This window comes from Corynebacterium sp. HMSC073D01 (assembly GCF_001815555.1).
In the GTDB taxonomy this organism is placed as follows: domain Bacteria; phylum Actinomycetota; class Actinomycetes; order Mycobacteriales; family Mycobacteriaceae; genus Corynebacterium; species Corynebacterium glucuronolyticum.
Map to the genome: position 1 here is coordinate 91,519 of NZ_KV821069.1, position 23,249 is coordinate 114,767.

The following is a 23,249-nucleotide window of genomic DNA, read 5'->3' on the forward strand; positions in this document are numbered from 1 at the left end:
TACTATTACTGCCCACTTTATTGGAGGTTCGCGAAGGCCGTGTCTAATCGCTCCCGACTGGTCCGAAATATCCAGCCCGCGCCACGGTCGACCCCCCGCACGCAGCAGAAAGGTTCCCGTCTGGTGAAGGGCGTCGTCGCCGGCGTGAGCGCACTCGCCCTAACATTTTCCGGATTGGGATACGCCTCCGTGGGCAGGATCGGCGCAGAGGTTACAGGAACCGGCAACCTGGAGCTCGGCGGTGGCGGAGGAATTAAGCACGGCGATGCCAAGGACGGCGCGACGGATATCCTCCTGGTCGGATCCGACTCCCGCTCCGATGCGCAGGGCAACCGGCTGACACCGGAGGAGATCGACATGCTCCACGCCGGTGACGAAGAAAACGACAACACGGACACGATCATGCTCATCCGTGTCCCCAACGACGGATCCTCTGCCACGGCAATCTCCTTGCCTCGCGATACGTACATCCACGATCCCGAACACGGGAATATGAAGATCAATGGCGTGTACAAGGCGCACAAGGACGAGCGAGAGATGGAGCTGCGCGGGGAGGGTCGTACCGATGAAACATACATCGAATCGGAGGGCAAAGACGCTGGGCGTCGCGGGCTGATCCAGGCGGTGTCCAACCTTACGGGGATCACCGTCGATCACTATGCAGAGATCGGCCTGTTGGGCTTCGTCCTGTTCACCGATGCCGTCGGCGGCGTCGACGTGTGCCTCAACGAGGCCACCTACGACGAGTACTCCGGGGCTGATTTCACCGCTGGGTACCAAACTCTCGGTGGCCCACAGGCCCTCGCTTTCGTTCGCCAGCGCCACGGACTGCCCCGCGGTGACCTCGACCGAATTGTGCGCCAGCAGGCGTTCATGGCCTCTCTCGTGCAGAAGGTTCTCTCCTCCAACACGCTGACCAATCCGTCGAAGCTGACGGAACTTGCGGAGGCCGCTCGTCGCTCGGTGATCATCGATAAGGACTGGGACATCATCAGCTTCGCCACCCAGTTGCAAAACCTCGCTGGCGGCAACGTTCGCTTCGATACGATTCCCGTCACCTCCGTCGACGGTGTCGGCGACTACGGCGAATCCATCATCACGGTGGATCCGGATGAGGTGAAGCGGTTCTTCGAATCCCTTCTCGGTACGAAGGACAACCCGAACCCGCACGCCGGGGAAAACGCCGCCCCCGTGACCTCCGATGTGAACGTAACTGTCCTCAATGCCTCCCAGGTCGCCGGGCTTGCCGGCGCCGTCGGCGGGTGGCTTCGCGACGAAAACTACCACGTCACTACAGTCACCAACGCGCAAGAAGGCTTGTACTTTACGTCGCAGGTTGTCGCTCCTACTGCCGACGATCCGGCAGCCAAGGAGATCGCCGAAAAGCTGGGCAACCTGCCGATTACGACCTCCCCCACCCTCGATGCAGGCTCCGTCGTCGTTGTCACCGCAGGTGATTACGTCGGCCCGCAGTCAACCAATGCTTTCGAGGAACAGGACACGGGTACCGACGTTGTGGGCCAACCTGGTGAAGCCGTCGAGGATTCCTTATCACCGACAATCACCGCGGAGGGCAACCGTCCGCAGTGCGTAAACTAGCGCCAATGGAGTTACTTTCTCACCTCACCCCGACCGAGCCCCGCGTCACCGTCTACAACGAGGCGCGTGGTAGTCGAGTGGAGTTTTCTGCCGTTACCCTCTCCAACTGGGCCGCGAAAGTGGCCGGGATGCTCCGCGACGAATGCGACCTTGCCCCCGGCGATGCCATCGCCCTCGATGTTCCCCACGACTGGCAGGAAATTGTCATCGCACTCGGCGCCATCGCCGCCGGCATCACCTACGGTGAGCCCCGCGGAGACGAGGAGGTCGCGCTCCTGGGCGTCGACAAGCAATCAGATGCCCCCACCCAGATCATCGTGGGAGACGACCCGCTGGGAGCCCCGCTCCCCGATTCTGCCCTGCCACCCGGCGCGCTCGACTTCGCCACCACCGTGCGCATGTACCCTGACGATTTCCCCGAGCCAACGCCTTCGCTGACCCGCGAGGGCTCCCCTACCAAGCGCATCGTCCGGGCATCGGAGAACAGCTGCGCGCAGGCGCTCGAACAGCTGGCCACCGGCGGTTCCATCGTCATCGTCCGCGGCGAGGCAAGCGAGGAACGATTCGCCCACATTGCGGACGTGGAACGCGCCACCGCTTGGTAGGGTAAACGTGTGGCTGACGTAGTTTTCGATCATGTATGCATCCGCTATCCCGGCACCGAGAAGCCGACGGTAGCCGACCTCAACCTCCACATTTCCGACGGCGAGTTCCTCGTCCTCGTCGGCCCGTCCGGCTGCGGTAAATCCACCACCCTGCGGGCGCTTGCCGGCCTGGAAAAGGTCGCCTCGGGCACCATCACCATCGGCGGCACCGATGTCACCGATGCCGAGCCCGCCGACCGCGACGTGGCAATGGTCTTCCAGAACTACGCCCTCTACCCGCACATGACCGTGGCCAAGAACATGGGGTTTGCCCTCTCACTCGCGAAACTTCCACAGAAGGACATCGACCGAAAAGTCGCCGAGGCCGCAGAGCTTCTGGACCTCACCGAGTTCCTCAACCGCAAGCCGAAGGACCTGTCCGGTGGCCAGCGACAGCGCGTGGCCATGGGCCGCGCGATCGTCCGCGAACCGCACGTCTTCCTCATGGACGAGCCACTCAGTAACCTCGACGCGAAACTGCGCGTCCAGACCCGCACCCAGCTGGCCAACCTCCAGCACCGCCTCGGCACCACCACCGTCTACGTCACCCACGACCAGGTCGAGGCCATGACGATGGGCGATCGGGTGGCGGTACTCAAGGACGGTGCGCTCCAACAGGTCGCTCCCCCGCGTGAGCTTTACGACGCCCCGGCCAATGCGTTCGTCGCCGGTTTCATCGGGTCTCCCGCCATGAATCTCATCCCCGCCGACATTGCCGGGATGGGTGCGGTCACCTTCGGGATCCGCCCGGAACACCTCCACTGCACCCCCGCCACCGCCGGCACCTCCTCCGGTTTCTCCATCCCCGCCACCGTGTCCTTGGTAGAGGAACTGGGTTCAACGTCCTACGTTTACGCGCACCGCGACGACGACCCCTCGACCCCGCTCGTCGCCAGACTCGGCGGCGGGACCACCCCATTTAGAGGGGACCGTGTGCTTCTCATCCCCGAGATGGACCGGGCCCACTATTTTGACCGGGAGACGGGTAACCGCGTCACTCTCCCCCGAAATTAGGGCAACTTCCTGTATTTTCGGTTGCTGGTAGTTAATCTGGTTCTAACCAGTTGTTAATCAAAAAGGAAGGTTCACGTGACTACCAAGCGTTTGACCGTCATCGGTGCTGTGTGCACCGCAGCAGCACTGGCACTAGCAGGCTGCTCTTCCGAAACATCGACACCCTCCAGTGCCGACAGTTCGTCGACGAGCGAAGCAACCGCAGGTGCCGCCGACCGCGGGCCGATCACCTTCGCGATGGGCAAGAATGACACCGACAAGCTCCAGCCTGTCATCGAAAAGTGGAACGCAGACCACCCCGATGAGCAGGTAACGCTCAAGGAACTCGCCGGCGAGGCCGACGCCCAGCGCGAAACCCTCGTCCAATCCCTCCAAGCAGGCTCCAGCGACTACGACGTCATGGCCCTCGACGTCATCTGGACGGCCGACTTCGCCGCCAACCAGTACCTCGCGCCCCTGGAAGGTGACCTCGCCGTCGACACCAGCGGCCTCCTGCCCGCCACCGTCGAATCCGCCACCTACCAAGGAACCCTCTACGCCCTGCCACAAAACACCAACGGCCAGCTCCTTTTCCGCAACACCGACCTCGTCACCGATGCACCGGCCAACTGGAAAGAACTCGCCGAAAGTTGCCAGGGACTGTCCGAAGACTGCCTCACCCTCCAACTCAAGCAGTACGAGGGTCTCACCGTAAACACCACCAACTTCATTAACGGCTGGGGTGGCAGCGTCCTCGACGACTCCGAAGCACCCGCCGTCGAAACCGACCAAGCCAAGGAAGGCATCCAGGCACTCGTCGACGGCTACGCCGACGGCACCATCGCCAAGGGCTCCACCTCCGCCACCGAGGAAGAAACCAACCTCGCCTTCACCGAAGGCAAGACCGCCTACGCCGTCAACTGGCCCTACATGTACACCAACGCCAAGGAAGCCGGCATCAACTTCGAAGTCACCCCCTTGGTAGCCAAGGACGGCACCGGCGTATCCACCCTCGGCGGATACAACAACGGCATCAACGTCAACTCCAAGCACAAGGCAACCGCCCGCGACTTCATCGAATTCATCATCAACGAAGACAACCAGGCCTCCTTCGCCGACAACTCCTTCCCACCCGTCCTCGCATCCATCTACGAAGACGCCACACTCGTGGAGAAGTACCCCTACCTCCCCGCACTGAAGGAATCCCTCGAAAACGCCAAGCCGCGACCCGTCAGCCCCTTCTACACCGCCATCTCTAAGGCCATCCAGGACAACACCTACGCAGCCATCACCGCAGGCAAGTCCGTCGATGACACCACCAAGGACATGGCAGCCGCAATTTCGCAGGCTGCGAAGTAAGGCGAACTAAAAATACCGCTGCCTACCAAGCAGCGGTATTTTTTAGCTATAAAAGAAATCGAGCCATTCCGGCCACTCCCGATCGACCTGCTCCCGACCCGCTTGGTAGGAGGCCATGATCTTCGCACCATCGCGCTCCTTATTACTCACCAACGGCCCCTCGGGATAAAAAACCTTCGCCTTCCCCTCTTGCTCAAGCTTGTCGACGAGCTCTAGCGACGCGTTGTACCGCTCATGCCGCGTCATCATCAAATCCACCACCGCCGGATACTTCCGCAACAACGCCCGCAACACCTCCGGGTGCTCGGGAGGCGTGCGACGGAAGCCACGGGGGCGGGTGAGGACGATGGCAAACCTTCCCCTACCAAGCGCCGGCTCAATAGGAATGCCACCGGTATCGCCGACAGCACCGTCGACATAGGGAATTCCATCGATGAACGGAATCTTCATCACACCAGGCATTGTCGCCGAAGCACGGGCTGCGAGCATGACCGAATGCTTGGTAGACAGATCGGCGCGATTCCACGTCACCGTCTCCCCGGTATCCGCGCGCACCGCCTGGATGCACACCTCGGCGGGGTGGGCGAAAAAGGCCTCGAAGTCGAAGGGGAGGGCGCCGTCGGGCTGGGCGATGTCTTGGTAGATGTACTGGCCGTCGAAAAGCCCCCTACCACGCAGGAGGGGAGACAGACCACCGACGCGACGGGAGGAAAGGAGCGTCGAAAAGCTCACACGAGCGCGGAACTCGTCGCCCGAGAGATAGTTGAGAACCTGGGACGCACCAGCAGAAATGCCGCCAGCCCAGCCCACCTCAATGCCACTGGAAATGAGACGCTCGAAAAAGCGGGCCGTGTAACTCGCCCGCATGCCACCACCTTCAACAACAAGAGCTACAGACTTGCACATACCCACAACCGTAGTCCCCTAAACTAACAACCAAACCCCTACCAAGGAAAGGGAAACGCGTGCAACAAGCCAAACAAACCCGGACAGCGTGGGCGCTCATCGCTCCCACCCTCATCGTCCTCGGCATCGTCATCGGCTACCCCATCCTCCGGGCCATCTACCTGTCCTTCCAACAAGACAAGCACCTCGACCCCGAGACCGGACTCTTCGTCGAAGGCGGCTTCGCCGGCGCCGATCACTACCTTTACTGGCTCCAACAACGATGCATGTCGCCTTCCGGCGTCGTGACAACATGCCCACCAGGCACCATCGCCACCGACTTCTGGCCCGCCGTCCGCATCACCCTCTTCTTCGCCGTCGTCACCGTCGCCCTCGAAACCCTCCTCGGACTATGGATGGCGACCGTCATGAACAAAGAATTCCCCGGCCGCGGCCTCCTCCGTGCCGCCGTGCTCGTCCCCTGGGCCATCCCCACCGCCGTCACCGCCAAACTCTGGCAATTCCTCTTCTCCGACAACGGCCTCATCAACTCCCTGCTTGGTAGGGAAACATCATGGACCACCGACCCCTGGGCTGCCCGCACCGCCGTCATCATCGCCGACGTCTGGAAAACAACCCCTTTCATGGCACTCCTCATCCTCGCCGGCCTACAAATGATCGACAAAGAAATCTACGAAGCCGCACGCGTCGACGGAGCCGGACGCTTCCAAATCTTCACCAACATCACCCTCCCACTGGTCAAACCCGCGCTCATGGTCGCCATCCTCTTCCGCACCCTCGACGCACTACGCATGTACGACCTACCAGTCATCATGATCTCCTCCAGTTCCAACTCCCCCACCGCCACCATCTCACAACTCGTCGTCGAAGACCTCCGACAGGGCCACTTCAACTCAGCAAGCGCCCTATCCACACTCATCTTCCTGCTCATCTTCGCCGTCGCCTTTATCATGATTCGGTTCTTGGGGGCGGATGTGGCGCCGAAGAGGGAAAAGACAACCCCCCTACCAAGCAGTGATAAGCCCGTGCCTGGTAAACCGATTCATATCGATGCGAACATGATCACTACCAAGGAGACCCAACGATGAAAGCAGCACGCACTTATTTCGGATTTGCCGTCATCATATTGTGGACTCTGGCACCGTTTTATTGGATGGTTGTCACCGCGTTTCGCGACTCCAAGCACACATTCGACACAACGCCATTCTTCACTCACGTCACGCTAGAGAATTTTCAAGATGCTCTGGCAACGGACAAGGGGAATAACTTCCTTCGAGCCATCGGCAACTCGCTCTTGATTTCCCTCGCCACCACTGCGTTAGCAGTCTTGGTAGGGGTGTTGGCTGGCTACGCACTTGCCCGACTGAATTTTAGGGGCAAGGGAATCGTTACGGCCATCATTCTGGCGGCCTCGATGTTCCCTGGTATCGCTCTTGTGACACCGCTGTTTCAGCTGTTTTCAAACATTGGGTGGATTGGCACCTACCAGGCGCTCATTGTGCCGAATATTTCGTTTGCGCTGCCACTGACGGTGTATACGTTAATTAGCTTCTTTAAGCAGCTTCCGTGGGAGTTGGAGGAGGCGGCTCGTGTGGACGGTGCGAGCCGCTTTACGGCCTTCCGGAAAGTGCTGCTGCCTTTGGCTGCACCAGCGCTATTTACCACGGCTATCTTGGCGTTCATTGCGACGTGGAATGAGTTCATGTTGGCGAAGCAGTTATCGACAACAGCGACGGAACCTGTGACGGTGGCGATCGCCAGGTTCTCGGGTCCGAGCGCCTTTGAGTACCCCTACGCCGCCGTGATGGCTGCTGGCACGTTGGTGACGGTCCCCTTGGTAGTGATGGTGCTCGTCTTCCAGCGTCGCATCGTGGCGGGACTGACCGCAGGCGGTGTGAAGGGCTGACTGAGGCACGTCGAATAGCCCATCAGGAGTGCTCCTGGTGGGCTTTTCGGTTTAGTGCTCGCGGAAGATACCGCGTTGGCGGATGTTGATGCCGCGGCCGCAGCGGTCGCGGAGTTCACTGCGGTTGAAGTGGAGTTCGTCGGATCCGGGTGGTTTGAATCCGGCCTCGCCGGTGACGGGGTCGCGCTCGTGGCGGCCGTTTTTGGGTTTTCCGGGGTCATCGTCGTTTCGCCCGTTGTGGTACTTACACAGGGGCAGGAGGGTGATCGCGTCGGTGAGTCCGCCGAGGTAGTGGGCCTTGCTGTGGTGCATTTGGCTGTAGACTGCCGGCCGGTAGCAGCCGGGGTGTGCACAGAAGATCTGGTCGCAGGCGAGGGCGGAGCGGAGCTCTTTGCTGGCGAAGCGCTCGTTTTCTAGTTGGTAGTGGACACCGATGTTGCCGTTCTTGTCGTAGATCGAGACGAAGCCGAAGGGTGCGAGCCGGGAGTTAGCGAGGTCATCGCCATCGATGAGGTTACCGTCGGTGGTCGCGAACTTGCCGTCTCCTTGGTAGGTGGCGTCGTCGGCGTTGATGATGAAGCAGGGGGTAAGGGTGCGGTCCCAGATGCGGGTGAGGGTGACGTCGTCGTAGGTGCCTTCCTTCCACAACGCAACGAGCTTGCGGAGGCCCTGCGCCCACCGAGCAGACGTCGACATCGACGAATCGTCGGGCGCGAGGTAGTTGCAGACGCTGATGAATTCGTCCATTTGCTGGGCTTTGAGCGCAAGTCGGGCGTGCTTGAGACCGGTTGCGTCCGCACGCGGGCCGACGGTCAGTGACGGCTGGGTGTTGCGTGGTAGGTGGGCGCGCCCCCGCTCCGCGCACGCGTTTTTCATCTCGAGCACGTTTGGTTGCTTGTCGACGGCGTAGCTGAGCATTTCCTTGCGGTAAGTTTCCCGCTCTTCCGGTTCCAGGTTGTTCATCCCCTTGGAGATGAGAATGAGGTACTCGGTGGGGAGCTCGTTGGGGCGTGGGTCGGCGACAAGGTCGTAGTCGACCCAGTTGGTGGCACCGTTACAGAGCCGGCGAGCGAAAGAAGGGGAAAGATGATAATCGTCGACAAGCTTCTCGACCCGTTGGGCGACCGACGAGCCGAGAGCCAGGGCCTCCATGAGGATGCCCGGGCCCGTCAGCGCGGAGGCGAGGGAGTCGAGTGCGTGTGTCATGCCTCGAACTCTAACTACCACGCGCACGCTCCGCGCATGGTAGGCGCACGATCTGTGGATAACTCAGCAGCAGGTTAGCTACGGCCTGTGGATTCTGCGCCACAGGATTCGGAGCGCCGAGTGCGGAATCGCAGCTAGCTCGCGTAGGTAGATAAACAAACGCTGATCGGCAGGGGTCGGCGCAGTGATGACACTCACATCGAACTGGTGGTGCCAGGCCCACATGCGGACGCGGGGTGCATGGAAGTCACTTGTCACCACGTCGAAACGCGTAGCCCTACCAAGCGCATGGTAGGCGTTCTCCAAATTTTCGTTGGTGGAACGGGCTTCAGGTTCCACGATGATGTGGGACGCGTCGACACCGTGGGCTACGAGCCAATCGCGCATGGCCTCGGCTTCGCCGTTGTGGCCGGTGACGACAACGGTGGTGGCGGGGGTGATGTGCTCACGGGCAGCTACCAGGCGGCGGGTGAGGGTGGTGCCTGGTAGGCCGTCGATAAGCCTGGAGCCGAGGACGACGAGCGGGCGCACGCTAGGAGAGACGCTCCTGGAGCCGGCGGTCCTTCTCCTCCACCTCGGCAGCCATCTGCGCTTGGTAGGCGGACATCTTTTCGACGAGTTGTGGGTCACCGATCCCCAGCATCCGCACGGCGAGCAGACCAGCATTCTTGGCCCCGCCGATGGAAACGGTGGCGGTGGGGACACCGGAGGGCATCTGGACGATCGAGAGGAGCGAATCCAGGCCGTCGAGATCCTTCAGCGCACGGGGAATGCCGATGACAGGGAGCGGCGTAGCAGCGGCCGTCATGCCCGGCAGGTGGGCGGCACCTCCAGCGCAGGCGATGATCGCCTTGATGCCACGGGTGTGGGCCGTGCGGGCGTAGTCGAGCATCTTGTCGGGGGTGCGGTGGGCCGAGACGACGCCTACTTCGTACGCGACATTGAACTCGTCAAGTATGTCGGCGGCGGGTTTGACGGTATCCCAGTCGGAGTCGGACCCCATGATGATTCCTACCAAGCAGTTATTCATGGCTCCCCACTATAATCCGGGCGGCGGCGCGGGCGCGGTCACGTACGGTGTCGGCATCGGCACCGGAGACGTTGACGTGGCCGAGTTTCCGGCCGGCGCGGTAGGACTTGCCGTACCAGTGGACCTTGGCCTCGGGGTAGTCTTTCCACACCTGCGCCATGGCGGCGGGAATGTCCTGCCCGGACTCGCCTCCGAGGGTGTTAACCATGCAGGTGGCGGGAGCGGTGAGGGCTGTGGAGCCGAGGGGGAGGTCGAGGACGGCGCGGAGGTGCTGCTCAAATTGGCTGGTGACCGAGCCGTCTTGCGTCCAGTGGCCGGTGTTGTGGGGGCGCATGGCGAGCTCGTTGATGAGGATCTCTCCGTCGGTGGTCTCGAACAATTCGACGGCGAGGACACCGGTGACACCGAGCTTTTCTGCGACGGTGCGTCCAATGTGGCGAATCGTCTCTGCCTGTTCTTCCGTGAGCCCCGGCGCGGGGGCGAGGGCCTCCACGCAGATGCCGTCGGTCTGGATGGTTTCGGTGATGTCCCACTGGGCGATGTCCCCGGAGGGGCGGCGGGCGGAGAGGATCGATAGTTCGCGCTTGAGCTCTACCTTGTCCTCTGCCATGAGGCTGACACCCTTGTCCATCAGCTCGGCGGCGAGGGTGGGGGCATCGTCGGTGAACCAGACACCGTGGCCGTCGTAGCCGCCGCGGATCGCCTTCAGGCAGATCGGTTTTCCGCTTGGTAGGCGGGAGGGGTCGGTGACATCCGTGAACCACGGCACCGGCAGCCCCAATTCCTGCATCTTCTTGCGCATTTCCAGTTTGTCCTGGGCGTAGAGGAGGGCGTCGGGCTGGGGTTGGACGTTGATGCCGGCGTCGATGAGCGTGTGGAGGATGTCGCCTGGGACGTGCTCGTGGTCGAAGGTGACGGCATCGGCGCCTGTGGTTACGGCCTGGACGTCCTCAAGGACGGTATAGTCGCCGATGGTAACGTCGGGGGTGACCTGGGCCGCTGAGGAGTCGGTGGCACCTGCCAGGAGCCGTATTGTAAGGCCGAGTTCTGTTGCTTCTGTTTGCATCATGCGGGCGAGCTGACCGTCGCCGATTACGGTGACGATCGGCATGCCTGGTGCGTGGGGATCGTTAGTGCTCACCCATTTAAGCCTAGTAGGTGTCCTCGATGAGCTGGACAAGCTGCTTGGTTTTGGGCACGTTGTCGATGACGACGGGGCGTCGGGATGTGTAGGTGGAAATGACGAGGGAGGAGGAGCGGCGGTGGATGGCGTCGATTTCCTCGTAGAAGATCGACTGCGGGCGAACGAAGAGCCCCGGCTTGCGGGTGATGATCCGCTTGGTAGTGATTGTCGTGCGGGCGGTCCGCGACATAAGCACGGGCCACACAAATCCAATGAGCACCCACACCGCCCAGATGGCGAGGACGAGTGACCGCCACTCGGGTGGGAGGGCAACACCGGCGAGTTCTGCGCCTGCAGGACGGTCGAAAACTCCCACTCCGATGGAACACACGCCGGTGGCCAGCAGCAGCCGGATGGCTGGCATGGTGAGGTGTCGGAAGGTGGTGGTGACGTCGGCGAGGATCAGCTCGTTGGGCTCCAGCTGCACGGATTACTCCAGTGGGCGGACGTGGTGGACCTCGCCGGCAGACAGTTCGTGGCGCTCGCCGGAGCGATCGCGGACGACGAGGAAGCCTTCATCGGTGACGTCTTCTCCTCTACCAAGCAGATCGTCGGTGCCGGGGCGCATGACGCGGATGTCCTTGCCGATGGTGGAACAGACGGCGCGGTAGTCGTCCATGTGGACATCACCGGTGGCCCAGGCGCCGAGCCGGTTGCGCATGGCGGTGAGGACGGAGATGGTCAGTTCGGTGCGGTCGACATCGATGTCTTCCAGCGCGAGGGAGGTGGCGTTGTCGCCGGGCAGTTCCTCGCGCGTCAGCGAATGGTTCAGCCCACAACCGAGGACAACCTCGGGGTGGTTGGTGGCAAGCGCTTGTGCTTCGCCGAGGATGCCACAGATCTTGTTGCCACTGACGAGGACGTCGTTCGGCCACTTGAGGGCGACACGAGAGCCGAGCAGTGGCGACAGAGCGTCGATAAGCGCAAGCCCAGCCATAAGAGACAGTGAGCCGAAGTGGTCGAGGGTGCGCGGACGAACGAGAACGGAGAAGGTGACCTGGGAATGGGCAGGTGTGACCCAGGCGCGGCCACGGCGACCGCGGCCGGCGTCCTGGAACTCGGCGATCTCTGCGGTGAAGGTGGGGGCACCGTCCGCAGCGGCTTGGAGGAGGTCGGCGTTGGTGGAGCCGGTGTGATCCAAGACGGTGAGCTGCTGGTACAAGTTCGTGTCTACCAAGCGCCGCTGGAGTTCGTCGCGGTTGAGGGGCTCGCGGTTAGTCATGGCAGAAATCTTAATCGCCCTCCCGCCGTCTACCCCCTATGGGTGTAGCAATCGGACGCAAATCGGACATCATACATCGAACCGGACATAGTGACCATCACCCCTTGTCGCTGCGGTTTTTGCCTTAACCACAGGAAATGGTGACACCAAAGACAAGGGGCGCGGAGCAAACCCGCGAAAATTCGAAGTGGGAAACATCACTTTTGCGTTTCACGTACACGCTAGACTGGCGATATGACAGCTTCAATTAAAACCACCGACGAGAAGCCGGACCTCACAACGACGGCCGGCAAGCTTGCGGATCTGCGTAACAGGATCGCGGAAGCACGCTTCCCCATGGGCGAGGCCCGCGTAGAGAAAGTACACGCCAAGGGCAAGAAGACGGCGCGTGAACGCGTCGAGTATCTTCTCGACGAAGGGTCGTTCGTGGAGATCGATGCGCTCGCCCGTCACCGTTCCACCAACTTCGGTCTCGATGCCAAGCGTCCCGTCACCGACGGTGTTGTCACCGGTTACGGCACAGTCGACGGCCGCAAGGTGTGCGTATTCTCCCAGGACGCGACCGTCTTCGGTGGCGCGCTCGGCGAGGTGTACGGCGAGAAGATCGTCAAGATCATGGACATGGCCATCAAAACGGGGTGCCCCATTATTGGCATCAACGAGGGTGCCGGCGCCCGCATCCAGGAGGGCGTGGTCTCCCTGGGCCTGTACTCCCAGATCTTCCTCCGCAACACGCAGGCCAGTGGCGTTATCCCGCAGATTTCCCTCATTATGGGTGCCTGCGCCGGTGGCCACGTGTACTCCCCGGCTCTGACAGACTTCATCGTCATGGTGGATAAAACCTCCAAGATGTTCATCACCGGACCGGCCGTGATCAAGACGGTGACCGGCGAAGAAGTTACCCAGGAGGAACTCGGCGGTGCCGAGACCCACATGACCATGTCGGGCACCTCCCACTACACCGCCGCTGACGATGCCGATGCCCTTGACTTCGTCCGCGACCTCTTGAGCTACCTGCCATCCAACAACCGCGCAGAAACGCCACGTGTGCAGACGGCCATTATGGAGGGGTCGATCCAGGACAACCTCACCGAGGATGACCTGACCCTGGACACCATCATCCCGGATTCCACCAACTCCCCGTACGACATGAAGGAGGTCATCTCCGCCATCGTCGATGACGGCGAGTTCTTGGAGATTCAGGAGGCATACGCCGAAAACCTCATCGTGGGCTTCGCCCGCATCGAGGGTCGCGCCGTGGGCATTGTCGCAAACCAGCCGATGCAGTTCGCAGGCTGCCTCGACATCAAGTCCGCAGAGAAGGGGGCGCGCTTCGTCCGTACGTGCGACGCGTTCAACATTCCGATCGTGGAGTTCGTCGACGTGCCCGGCTTCCTCCCCGGCACCAACCAGGAATACGAGGGCATCATTCGCCGTGGCGCGAAGCTCCTCTACGCCTATTGTGAGGCGACCGTGGGCAAGATTACGGTCATCACTCGCAAGGCCTACGGTGGCGCATACTGCGTCATGGGCGGCAAGGAAATGGGCGCGGACCTCGTCTACGCATGGCCCACGGCAGAGATCGCCGTCATGGGTGCTTCCGGAGCTGTCGGCTTCATCTACCGCAAGGAGCTGAAGAAGGCAGCCGAGGACCCGAATCAGGACATGCAGAAGCTGATGAAGGAATACGAAGCCGAATACGAGCGCACTCTGGTGAACCCCTACATGGCAGCAGAGCGGGGCTTCGTGGACGCGGTCATCCCGCCGAGCGAGACTCGTGGCCACCTCATTGAGGGTCTGCGCCTCCTCGACCGTAAGGTGGTTAATGTTCCTGCTAAGAAGCACGGCAACATTCCGCTGTAACAAAACGAACTGCGTGATCCGATAGGGGTAAATATGAGTGAAAAACAAACGGAACTCACCGTCATTGACGGCGAGGGAACCGACGATTCCGGTCGCACCAAGGACAAGCCCCTCTTCCACGTAGTTGGTGGCAACCCGACGGAGGAGGAACTGGGTGCGCTTACGGCGGTGCTGTCTACGCTGGAAGCAGAGGCCCAGAAGGCCGCTACGGATGAGCGGTACAAGCCCGTCAACAATTGGGGTAACCTCGGCGATCGGCTCGACCGGCCGCAGACGTACAACCCGAACGCCTTTCGCAATAGCCGTTACTTCTAACACGGCACAACGATAAGCCTTGACTAGGCGCTATGCCCGGCTAGACGCGAGATGCCTTCCCCCTGCACCGACAACGGTGCGGGGGTTTTTGCGTGCCATGGGGGTCAACGTCCGATATCTGAATCCTGTCAGTATGTTGTGCAAACATACCGCATAGTGGAACAATAATATGCACAGGGCACGTGCGATAATCATCAGACCACTGGGGCCTTGTGCATCACGACGCGCGCATAATTGCGAGCGCTCACATAATCACATATTTTTGAAAAGAGTTCCAACCTCCCATGACTACCTCAACACCCGCCGCCGGCGAGCGGACGGAGTCGAGCCCCATCAAGGAGCTGACGATCCGCGCCGTCATCATCGGTGGACTCATTACTTTGGTATTCACGGCGGCGAACGTCTACCTCGGCCTCAAAGTGGGTTTGACCTTTGCCACCTCTATTCCTGCAGCTGTTATCTCGATGGCTATTTTGCGCCGTTTCGCTGACCACACAGTGCAGGAAAACAACATTGTTCAGACGATTGCATCGGCCGCAGGCACACTCTCGGCCATCATCTTCGTCCTCCCTGGCCTCGTCATGATCGGCTGGTGGACAGGCTTCTCCTACTGGGAGACGGCCTGCGTTGTCGCCGTCGGTGGCATCCTCGGCGTGACATATTCCATCCCGTTGCGACGCGCCCTGGTAACGGGGTCCGACCTCCCGTACCCTGAGGGCGTCGCTGCCGCAGAGGTGCTGAAAGTGGGCGACACCCACGGTTCAGCAGAAGAAAACAAGCGGGGTCTCAAGGTCATCATCGTCGGCGGCTTGGTATCCGCCGGTATGTCCCTGCTGACCGCAATGAAGGTGGCCGCAGGTTCTCTGAAGAGCTTCTTCCACATCGGCGGTGGCGGCTCCATGTTCGGCTTCTCCATCTCCATGGCCCTCGTCGGTGTCGGCCACCTCGTCGGTGTGGGCGTGTCCATCGCCATGCTCGTCGGCGTGGCAATCTCCCACGGCGTGTTGCTCCCCATCATTTCTTCCGGCCTGGAGCCAGAGGAAGGCGATACCTTCTCCGAGTTCGTGCAGTCCACCTTCAACGGAGACGTGCGTATGGCCGGTGCCGGCGCAATGACCGTCGCCGCCCTGTGGACGCTGCTGAAAATCATCGGCCCCATCGTCCGCGGCATCAAGGATTCGCTTGCATCGTCCCGCCACCGCAAGGCCGGCGACGTGCTGCCCATCACTGAGCGTGATATGCCCATGAGCGTGGTCGTCATTGTCACCTTGGCTTCCATGCTGCCCATCGGCCTACTGCTGTGGCTGTTTGTGAAGGACACGGACATTTCCCACCACGTGGGTTCCCTCATCACCGTGTCCATCATCTTCACGCTCCTCATCGGACTGGTTGTGGCCGGCATCTGTGGCTACATGGCAGGACTTATCGGTGCCAGCAACTCGCCGATTTCCGGTGTCGGCGTGATCATCGTCATCACCGCCGCGCTGCTCATCAAGGTGGTCGCGACCGGCGATGCCAGCCAGACGGACGACCTCGTTGCGTACACGCTGTTCACGGCATCGATCGTCTTCGGCATCGCTACGATTTCGAACGACAACCTGCAGGATTTGAAGACAGGCCAGCTCGTTGCCGCAACCCCGTGGCGCCAGCAGGTCGCGCTCATCATCGGCGTGATCTTCGGTGCTGCTGTCATCCCGCCGGTGCTGCAGCTCATGCTGACCGGCTTCGGTTTCGCCGGCATGGAGGGCGCAGGCCCCGATGCCCTCGCTGCTCCGCAGGCGGCCCTCATGACATCGTTGGCCACCGGTATCTTTGGTGGTTCCCTCGATTGGGGTCTCATCGGCACCGGCGCGCTGATCGGCTGCGCTATTGTCGCCATCGACGAGCTGCTTGGCCGCTCTACCAAGGGCAAGTTCCACCTTCCGCCGCTCGCTGTCGGCATGGGCATGTACCTGCCTATCACCGTGACCTGCACCGTCCCGATCGGTGCATTCATCGGCTACTTCTACGATAAGTGGGCAGATAAGCACGGCTCGATTGCGGGCCAGATGAAGCGCCTCGGCGTGCTCATGGCTACGGGCCTCATCGTCGGCGAGTCCCTGTTCGGTGTGCTGAACGCCGGCATCATCGCGGGGTCTGGCGTGTCCAGCCCGCTGCAAGTTGTGCCGGATTCCTTCGAGGGTGCGGCCAACTGGGTCGGACTCACCGTCTTCGTTGCCCTGCTGTACGGCTCCTACAAGTGGGTCTTCAACATGGGCAAGGCGGCGAAAGCCACTACTACCCCGGACACCAAAGAGGTAACGGAATAATTCCTCTCGCCCTACCGTCCCGCGCGTCCGTGAACCGGTCGCAACCGGGGCGGTTTTCTATGCGATAATGGCGGGCATGCGCTTGGTTTTGGCTTCCGGTTCTGCTTCCCGTCTCATGCTGCTCCACAACGCGGGGGTGGAACCTATTGTCCATCCCGCCGATGTGGATGAGGAGACGATCCTCGCCCGGTTGGAGACCGCTCCGCCACGCGAGCGGGTGGCGGCGTTGGCTCAGGCGAAGTGCGAGACAGTGGCTCCGGTTTACCCCGCAGACGTGACGGTCGGCTGCGATTCAATGCTGCTTATCGACGGCCAGTTGACCGGCAAGCCCCACACGCAAGCGGAGGCTATCCGCCGGTGGGAGAACCAGAGCGGCAAGGTAGGCACGCTTCTCACCGCCCACTACATCACGGGTCCCCAATGCGATGGTTCCCCCTCACGCAAGACTTTTGCCGACGTCTCCGAGACACGGGTCTACTTCGCCTCCCCCACCCGGCGCGACATCGAGGCATATGCGGCCAGTGGCGAACCGCTCCCCTGCGCCGGCGCGTTCACACTGGAGGCGCTGGGGAGTTGGTTCATCGACCGGATCGAGGGGGATCCCAGCGGAGTTATTGGCTTGTCTATTCCCACGCTGCGCCGGGCACTGTATTCACTGGGGATCGACGCATCGAGCCTGTGGAATCGCTAGTCTGGGTGCCATGGAGAAGAAAGATTTACTAGCACCACCGCCCATCATGCTCCCGGCAGAGCCCGACCTCACCGCCGCCACCCCGGAGGATGCCGCCGTCGCGCACCCAGCCTCTCCCACTGTATGGGCGGAACTTGCCGAGCTTGCTCTCGAGCGCCACGACGCCCCCACCATCGCCTATGCGTACGCGCGCACAGGCTACCACCGAGGTCTCGATCTGCTGCGCAAGAACGGCTGGAAGGGGTGGGGTCCCGTGCCGTTTTCACACGAGCCGAACCGTGGGGTTCTGCGCGCTATCGCCGCGCTAGCCAATGCTGCCAAGCTCATCGGCGAGAATGACGAGTACGACCGCTTGCAGAAGATGCTTGAGGATGCCGATCCGACCGTTGTCCAGGACCTGCTTTCCTAAGTCGCGAGCATGACGTAGCACACATGCTTATGCCCTCCTCACCTGCGTGAGGAGGGCATTATCATCTGGCGTTATTGATTGAAGATAGTCTGCAGGCCGATAGCCGCAGCGATCGCTGCGATGAGGCCCATGATGGCACCGCTGAGGCCGATGAGAACATCGGCAAGATCGGAGCTGCCGGTTGCATCAGCGTGGCTATCATCACCGGAGCCAGCGTTGTTATCGTCACCGGCACTGATAGTCACGGGGATGGTCGCCTCCGTACCAGCATCGGTGGTGATGGTGATGTGCTGGTCGCCGCTGAGTCCCTCGGGAACGGTGAGGGTGAGCTTCGCGGTGCCGAAGGTGTCTTGGCCAGGTTCCGGCTTGGTGGTCTTGTCAATCTGTGCCTCGGCGCTGACATCTCCCAGCGTTGCCTTCACGGTCGTCGCAGTGCCGCCCACCGTGTAGTCGAGGGAGCTGAGATCAAGGGTGATAGTTTCGCCCGGCTTGACCTTTCCGCTGATCGATGCCCCAACGCCAATCTGTGCGGGGTTAGCAGTGGTCTCCTTGTCCTTGAGGCCGTAGATGAAAGCATCGAGATCCATGAGTCCAAGAGTCTTGACCTCACCGGTGGTGAATCCCTTGAAGTTGTCGCCGCCTGCTAGAAGGAAGGTGTTACCGGCGATGGTGTAAGTCTTGTTGAGGTCAACGGGTGCACCGTTGATGCTCATCGAGGTGATCTTTTCACCGCGCGGCTTAGCGGGATCGTAGGTGTAGCTGAAATTCTTGGACCAGCCGAGCATGAGCACGGCCCGGGAGGAACCGTCAGCCTGCCACTGCTGTTCCAGCACGTCCTTGAGAGCAGCGCCGGTGATTTCGACGTAACCGATCTCGTTGCCGAAGGGCTGAACGAGGAAGGCTTCAGAATAGGTAACATCGCCGCCCTCAATGTCTGCACGGATTCCGCCGGCGTTGATAACACCGAGATCTGGCTTAACGGGAGAGTTGGCTGCGAGGTAATTCTTGGAAGCCTCGCCGATGAAGTTGCCCAGGACTGATTCGCTGCCACGGGAGGATCCGGCGCCGGCAGCGGTGAGGTCATCAGAGGCGCGCCGCATCTCGGGCGCGTTTTGGGCGACGATTTCCTGACCGAGTACCTCGGACTTATTGTGGGCCTTCTTCACCAATGCGGTGAGTTCTGCATCTGGGTTGGTGACGCAGTCGGTGTCCTTGGCAATCTCATCGACGGTCTGGACGGATCCCGTGATGGATGTGAGGGCGCGCTTGGTAGTGTCGTACTCGATGTCGATGTCTCCGACAGCGGTGCCATAGTTTTCTGCCTGCACAATGACGAGTGGGAGTGCCCCCTCGCGCTCTACGGTCTTCTGTGCGAACTGGTGAGAGTGCCCGCCAACGACGGCTGCGACGTTATCGGAGAAGGAACCGAGAACGCTATCGGATTGCAGTGCAACATCCTCGTGCATGAGGGCAATGACGATATCCGCCTCGCCATCCTTGACCAGGCGATCGGCCTCTGCGTTGATGGCAGGGATGGGGGCGGTGGCGGTGATTCCCTCGATTCCGGAGGGGCTGACGAGCGAGGGAAGCTTATCTGTGATGGCACCGACGAAACCGACTTTTACGCCGTTGACCTCCTCGACATAGGAGGGGGCAAGCTCCGGAGTCTCACCCTCAACGTTGACACCAAGGTGCGTGTACTTTGCGAGCTTGTCACCGTTGATTCCGATGCGCTCCGAGAGATCTTTCCAGCCTTGGTCGAATTCGTGGTTGCCGACGGCGGACGCGACGAAGCCCATGGCGTTGAGTGCCTCAATCGTCGGCACGTCCTTGTCTACAGAAGACACGAAGGTGGAACCGCCGATGTTGTCTCCTGCGGAGACGCGGATCTGTGCGGCGCCTTCGTCGGCAAGCTTCGGCATGTGACAGGCGAGGATGGCGGCACCGGGTTCCTTGAGTGATCCGTCCTTGTTGGTCACGGTCTCGATGTGGCCGTGAAAGTCGGTGATGGCGGCGATATTGATTTTGGAAATAGTGGCTTCCTGCGCGAATGCAGGGCTGGTGAGGGTGGCAGCGCTGACGGTAGCTGCGGTGATACAGGCAATGGCACGTGTGATGTTTGACATGATCTTGCTCCTGAAATATGTGGATTAGTACACACCGTCATCTCGCGCTCAGGGGAGTGCGTCCAGGGTGTGTGTATTATTTGTAACCCGGATCAACAAGGTTCGCAGTGCAACTACCCCTGGGGCTGGATCGGCCAGCATAAATGCCGTCCGCAATGTGATTTAATGCATACCCTAACGCACAATATGACCGACACCTCTAGAATGGTCTGCAAGTGTTTGTTTGTAGTCCAGAAAGAGGAAGACCGTGGCTTTGGAGATCGACCCGGATACACACCAACAGGAGTACGCGCACCCCGAGCACGTTGTGAGCGCCTCATGGCTTGCCGCACACGCAGGAATGCGTGGGCTCGTTATTGTGGAAAGCGATGCAGACGGGTATCAGTACGATCTTGGACACATTCCCACCGCGATCCGCATTCACCCGCAGGCAGAGTTATCTGACCCCCTCCGCCGGGATATTCTCAGCGCCGAGCCCTTCGCACAACTCATGGAGGACAAGGGGATTTCGCCCTCCGATACGGTGGTGATTTACGGCGATTCCGCCAACGCGTGGGCCTGCTACACAGCGTGGATCATGCGCCAGTACGGGCACGAGGATGTCCGTATTCTTGACGGTGGCCGCGATGCGTGGGCAGGCGAGGAGCGCGAGCTCGTCTTTTCGTTCCCCATCCCCGCGCGGGTGTCCTACCCTACTCCCGAGGTCACGTCTCTATCCTCCCGGATGCTCGTCGGTGAACTTCACGATCGCCTTGGGTCCCTGCAGCTAGTCGACGTCCGGTCTCCCGGTCTTTTCGACGGCTCGGAGGCCTCTGGCGCAGCGCGCGACGGGCACATCCCCGGCGCCCACAACATCCCCTGGAAGTCCACATTGCAGCCTTCGGGGCGCTTCTCCGACGCGGAAACCACCCGGCAACCCTATGCCAACCTCGACCCGCACGCGCCGACTGTGGTGTATTGCAACGGCGGAGCGCAAGCATCCCACACCGCCTTCATTCTCGAAAGCCTCCTCGGCTTCACCGACGTAACCGTCTACGACGGGTCATGGACCGAATGGGGCAACATGATTGGCATGCCCATCGACCGTGCCTAAGGGGCAAACCCCCTCCCTACGTAGGCAACTTCTGGCAACCAGGGTCTGTTCACTTTCGGTTAATAATCCACCGACAAAGACCACAGAACCGGACTTAATTGCTCCTTACACCCCCTAAATGGACCCTCTTCGCCTCGGAAGTTTGCTCTGAAAAGCTGGTCAATCCTATTGTTTTGCGACAGAAACTGTGTCCGGTTAGGGTAATTTTTACCCCCACACGAAGGTCTTATGACATCACATCTATGCCTTAAAAAGGGGGTACTAGACGACGCATTTACCCCATTGCTTGGCCAATTTTCCACCGCGGAGGGTGAAAGCTGTGCCACAATTGAAACAAAATCACATCCTTTTGTGAAGGCGAGTACCTCCACAGGAGGAGAAGACATGATGCAAAGAAGGAGCGCCATGACAGTAGAGCAACGCGAGATTAAGAAGGTCCTCGTAGCAAACCGTGGAGAGATCGCGGTGCGCATTATTCGGGCCGCCAAGGATGCGGGTATCCCCAGCGTTGCGGTGTATGCGGAACCAGACGCAAACGCACCATTTGTCTCGTTGGCGGATGAAGCTTTCGCATTAGGAGGCCAGACCTCCGCAGACTCGTACCTTAACTTTGACAAGATTCTGGATGCCGCACAGAAGTCCGGCGCCAACGCCATTCACCCCGGCTACGGCTTCCTCTCAGAGAACGGCGATTTCGCCGAGGCAGTCATCAACGCCGGCCTTATCTGGATCGGACCGTCACCACAGTCCATTCGCGACCTTGGTGACAAGGTGACCGCACGGCACATCGCCGAGCGCGCCAATGCCCCGATGGCTCCCGGCACCAAGGATCCCGTCAAGGATGCCGACGAGGTTGTGAAGTTCGCAGAAGAGCACGGCCTGCCCATCGCTATCAAGGCCGCCTTCGGCGGTGGCGGACGTGGCATGAAGGTCGCCTACACCATGGACGAGGTGAAGGATCAGTTCGAGTCCGCCACCCGCGAGGCCACCACCGCATTCGGTCGTGGCGAGTGCTTCGTAGAGCGCTACCTCGACCGCGCCCGCCACGTCGAGTGCCAGGTTCTCGGTGACCAGCACGGAAACGTCGTGGTCGTAGGTACCCGCGACTGCTCCCTGCAGCGTCGTTTCCAGAAGGTTGTTGAGGAGGCTCCTGCCCCCTATCTCACCGACGAGCAGCGCACCCGCCTACACGAATCCGCCAAGGCAATCTGCAAGGAAGCAGGCTACTACGGCGCAGGTACCGTCGAGTACCTCGTCGGCTCCGACGGTCTCATTTCCTTCCTCGAGGTCAACACTCGCCTCCAGGTGGAGCACCCCGTCACCGAGTTGACCACTGGCCTCGACCTCGTTCGCGAGCAGTTCCGCATCGCCGAGGGCAAGGAGCTCCACATCAAGGAGGACCCGACACCCCGCGGCCACGCGTTCGAATTCCGCATCAATGGCGAGGATCCGGGTTCCGGCTTCATCCCCTCCCCCGGCACCGTTACCACGTACAAGGAGCCCACGGGCCCCGGTGTTCGTGTTGACTCCGGCATCACCGAGGGATCCGTCATCGGTGGTCAGTTCGACTCCATGCTAGCCAAACTCATCGTCTACGGCGAGACCCGTCTCGAAGCGCTCGAACGCTCCCGCCGTGCGCTGGCCGAGTACGTGATCGAGGGGCTGCCCACGGTCCTGCCGTTCCACCGTCACATCGTGGAAAATCCCGCTTTCGTCGGCACCGAAGACGGCTTCGATGTGTACACGAAGTGGATCGAGGAAGAGTGGGAGAATCCGCTCCAGCCCTACACGGATGACACCGAGGTGGACGAGGATGAGCAGCCGTCCAAGAAGATCGTCGTGGAGGTCAACGGACGTCGCGTCGAGGTGGCGCTGCCTGCAAGCCTCGCCCTCACTGGCGGTGCCTCCGGCGCCAAGAAGCACCCCAAGCGCCGTCGCGGCAGTGGTGGCAAGTCCAATGTCTCCGGCGATGCAGTTACCGCGCCGATGCAGGGAACCATCATCAAGGTGAACGTCGAGGAAGGCCAGGAGGTTGCTGAAGGCGAAACCGTCCTTGTCCTCGAGGCCATGAAGATGGAGAACCCGGTCAAGGCTCACAAGGCTGGTAAGGTCACAGGCCTGGCAGCTGAGGCAGGTTCCACCGTGAAGAAGGGCGACGTGCTCCTCGAAATCAAGGATGCCGAGTAAGGGTTGCACGATCTGAGAAGATCATGTTACGATAAAGGTCCCTTTCGATAAAGGGTTTAGGGAATACGCAGTGCCCCGGCTTCGGCCGGGGCACTCGCGTATCCGGACTTTTATCTGTCCTTCTAACAATTGGACAGCTTCGGAATCCGTGATATACTAAAGATCCCTTTCGATAAAGGGTTTAGGGAATACGCAATGCCCCGGCTTC

21 protein-coding genes are annotated in these 23,249 nt (G+C 60.9%); 13 read left to right on the plus strand and 8 right to left on the minus strand.

The window, feature by feature from the left end; all coding sequences use genetic code 11:
• The first annotated feature begins 39 nt into the window (after positions 1–39).
• The 4 genes from HMPREF3044_RS09545 (at position 40) to HMPREF3044_RS09560 (ending at position 4,595) form a co-directional block, all read left to right on the plus strand.
• Positions 40–1,599, plus strand: a complete 1,560-nt coding sequence (locus HMPREF3044_RS09545) for an LCP family protein (RefSeq protein WP_040428911.1) — start codon at positions 40–42, stop codon at positions 1,597–1,599.
• Between the two features lie 5 nt (positions 1,600–1,604).
• Entirely contained in the window at positions 1,605–2,204 is a 600-nt protein-coding gene (locus HMPREF3044_RS09550; protein WP_005390339.1) for a TIGR03089 family protein, read from the plus strand.
• A gap of 9 nt (positions 2,205–2,213) precedes the next feature.
• Positions 2,214–3,257, plus strand: a complete 1,044-nt coding sequence (locus HMPREF3044_RS09555; RefSeq protein WP_070741186.1) for an ABC transporter ATP-binding protein — start codon at positions 2,214–2,216, stop codon at positions 3,255–3,257.
• A 75-nt stretch (positions 3,258–3,332) separates the two neighbouring features.
• Positions 3,333–4,595, plus strand: a complete 1,263-nt coding sequence (locus tag HMPREF3044_RS09560) for an ABC transporter substrate-binding protein (RefSeq protein ID WP_070741188.1) — start codon at positions 3,333–3,335, stop codon at positions 4,593–4,595.
• A 42-nt stretch (positions 4,596–4,637) separates the two neighbouring features.
• Here HMPREF3044_RS09560 and HMPREF3044_RS09565 read toward each other — a convergent pair whose 3' ends face one another.
• Positions 4,638–5,501, minus strand: coding sequence for a patatin-like phospholipase family protein (locus tag HMPREF3044_RS09565; RefSeq protein WP_005395028.1), 864 nt, complete (start codon positions 5,499–5,501; stop codon positions 4,638–4,640).
• A gap of 59 nt (positions 5,502–5,560) precedes the next feature.
• On the opposite strand from HMPREF3044_RS09565, the gene HMPREF3044_RS09570 reads away from it, so the two are divergent.
• A complete protein-coding gene (locus HMPREF3044_RS09570) occupies positions 5,561–6,589 on the plus strand; it encodes a carbohydrate ABC transporter permease (RefSeq protein WP_005390343.1) in 1,029 nt (342 codons plus the stop codon).
• Entirely contained in the window at positions 6,586–7,407 is an 822-nt protein-coding gene (locus HMPREF3044_RS09575; RefSeq protein WP_005390344.1) for a carbohydrate ABC transporter permease, read from the plus strand. Before HMPREF3044_RS09570 ends, HMPREF3044_RS09575 begins: the two co-directional genes overlap by 4 nt.
• A 51-nt stretch (positions 7,408–7,458) precedes the next feature.
• Here the strand turns inward: HMPREF3044_RS09575 and HMPREF3044_RS09580 are convergent, their stop codons facing one another.
• From HMPREF3044_RS09580 to HMPREF3044_RS09605, 6 genes are all read right to left on the minus strand, one after another.
• Positions 7,459–8,613 (minus strand): HNH endonuclease signature motif containing protein, encoded by a 1,155-nt coding sequence (locus HMPREF3044_RS09580; RefSeq protein ID WP_005390345.1) that lies wholly within the window; start codon positions 8,611–8,613, stop codon positions 7,459–7,461.
• Between the two features lie 78 nt (positions 8,614–8,691).
• The gene (locus tag HMPREF3044_RS09585; RefSeq protein ID WP_070741192.1) at positions 8,692–9,144 is read right to left on the minus strand and encodes a YdcF family protein; all 453 of its coding nucleotides are present in this window, start codon (positions 9,142–9,144) and stop codon (positions 8,692–8,694) included.
• A gap of 1 nt (position 9,145) precedes the next feature.
• Positions 9,146–9,643 (minus strand): 5-(carboxyamino)imidazole ribonucleotide mutase, encoded by a 498-nt coding sequence (gene purE, locus HMPREF3044_RS09590; RefSeq protein ID WP_070741196.1) that lies wholly within the window; start codon positions 9,641–9,643, stop codon positions 9,146–9,148.
• The gene (locus HMPREF3044_RS09595; RefSeq protein WP_256381092.1) at positions 9,636–10,784 is read right to left on the minus strand and encodes a 5-(carboxyamino)imidazole ribonucleotide synthase; all 1,149 of its coding nucleotides are present in this window, start codon (positions 10,782–10,784) and stop codon (positions 9,636–9,638) included. The genes purE and HMPREF3044_RS09595 overlap by 8 nt, the downstream gene beginning before the upstream one ends.
• A gap of 10 nt (positions 10,785–10,794) precedes the next feature.
• On the minus strand, positions 10,795–11,253 hold the full coding sequence (locus HMPREF3044_RS09600) for a hypothetical protein (protein ID WP_005390352.1): 459 nt from the start codon (positions 11,251–11,253) through the stop codon (positions 10,795–10,797).
• A 3-nt stretch (positions 11,254–11,256) separates the two neighbouring features.
• Positions 11,257–12,048 carry a biotin--[acetyl-CoA-carboxylase] ligase gene (locus HMPREF3044_RS09605; protein WP_070741203.1) on the minus strand — a complete coding sequence of 264 codons (792 nt, stop codon included), beginning with the start codon at positions 12,046–12,048 and terminating at the stop codon, positions 11,257–11,259.
• Between the two features lie 234 nt (positions 12,049–12,282).
• Between HMPREF3044_RS09605 and HMPREF3044_RS09610 the strand changes: the two genes are divergently transcribed.
• The 5 genes from HMPREF3044_RS09610 (at position 12,283) to HMPREF3044_RS09630 (ending at position 17,635) form a co-directional block, all read left to right on the plus strand.
• Positions 12,283–13,911, plus strand: a complete 1,629-nt coding sequence (locus HMPREF3044_RS09610; protein ID WP_005390354.1) for an acyl-CoA carboxylase subunit beta — start codon at positions 12,283–12,285, stop codon at positions 13,909–13,911.
• 33 nt (positions 13,912–13,944) lie between these two features.
• Entirely contained in the window at positions 13,945–14,226 is a 282-nt protein-coding gene (locus HMPREF3044_RS09615) for an acyl-CoA carboxylase subunit epsilon (protein WP_005390355.1), read from the plus strand.
• A gap of 284 nt (positions 14,227–14,510) precedes the next feature.
• On the plus strand, positions 14,511–16,535 hold the full coding sequence (locus HMPREF3044_RS09620) for an OPT family oligopeptide transporter (protein ID WP_005390356.1): 2,025 nt from the start codon (positions 14,511–14,513) through the stop codon (positions 16,533–16,535).
• 76 nt (positions 16,536–16,611) lie between these two features.
• Positions 16,612–17,226, plus strand: a complete 615-nt coding sequence (locus HMPREF3044_RS09625; protein ID WP_034989308.1) for a Maf family protein — start codon at positions 16,612–16,614, stop codon at positions 17,224–17,226.
• Positions 17,227–17,236: 10 nt separating this feature from the next.
• Positions 17,237–17,635, plus strand: a complete 399-nt coding sequence (locus HMPREF3044_RS09630) for a DUF3151 domain-containing protein (RefSeq protein WP_070741205.1) — start codon at positions 17,237–17,239, stop codon at positions 17,633–17,635.
• A 71-nt stretch (positions 17,636–17,706) separates the two neighbouring features.
• Here the strand turns inward: HMPREF3044_RS09630 and HMPREF3044_RS09635 are convergent, their stop codons facing one another.
• Positions 17,707–19,761, minus strand: coding sequence for a bifunctional metallophosphatase/5'-nucleotidase (locus tag HMPREF3044_RS09635; RefSeq protein WP_070741208.1), 2,055 nt, complete (start codon positions 19,759–19,761; stop codon positions 17,707–17,709).
• Positions 19,762–20,008: 247 nt separating this feature from the next.
• Between HMPREF3044_RS09635 and HMPREF3044_RS09640 the strand changes: the two genes are divergently transcribed.
• Together HMPREF3044_RS09640 and HMPREF3044_RS09645 are read left to right on the plus strand one after the other, a co-directional pair.
• Positions 20,009–20,854, plus strand: a complete 846-nt coding sequence (locus tag HMPREF3044_RS09640; RefSeq protein WP_070741209.1) for a sulfurtransferase — start codon at positions 20,009–20,011, stop codon at positions 20,852–20,854.
• 405 nt (positions 20,855–21,259) lie between these two features.
• Entirely contained in the window at positions 21,260–23,041 is a 1,782-nt protein-coding gene (locus HMPREF3044_RS09645; protein WP_040428913.1) for an acetyl/propionyl/methylcrotonyl-CoA carboxylase subunit alpha, read from the plus strand.
• Positions 23,042–23,249: the final 208 nt, after the last annotated feature.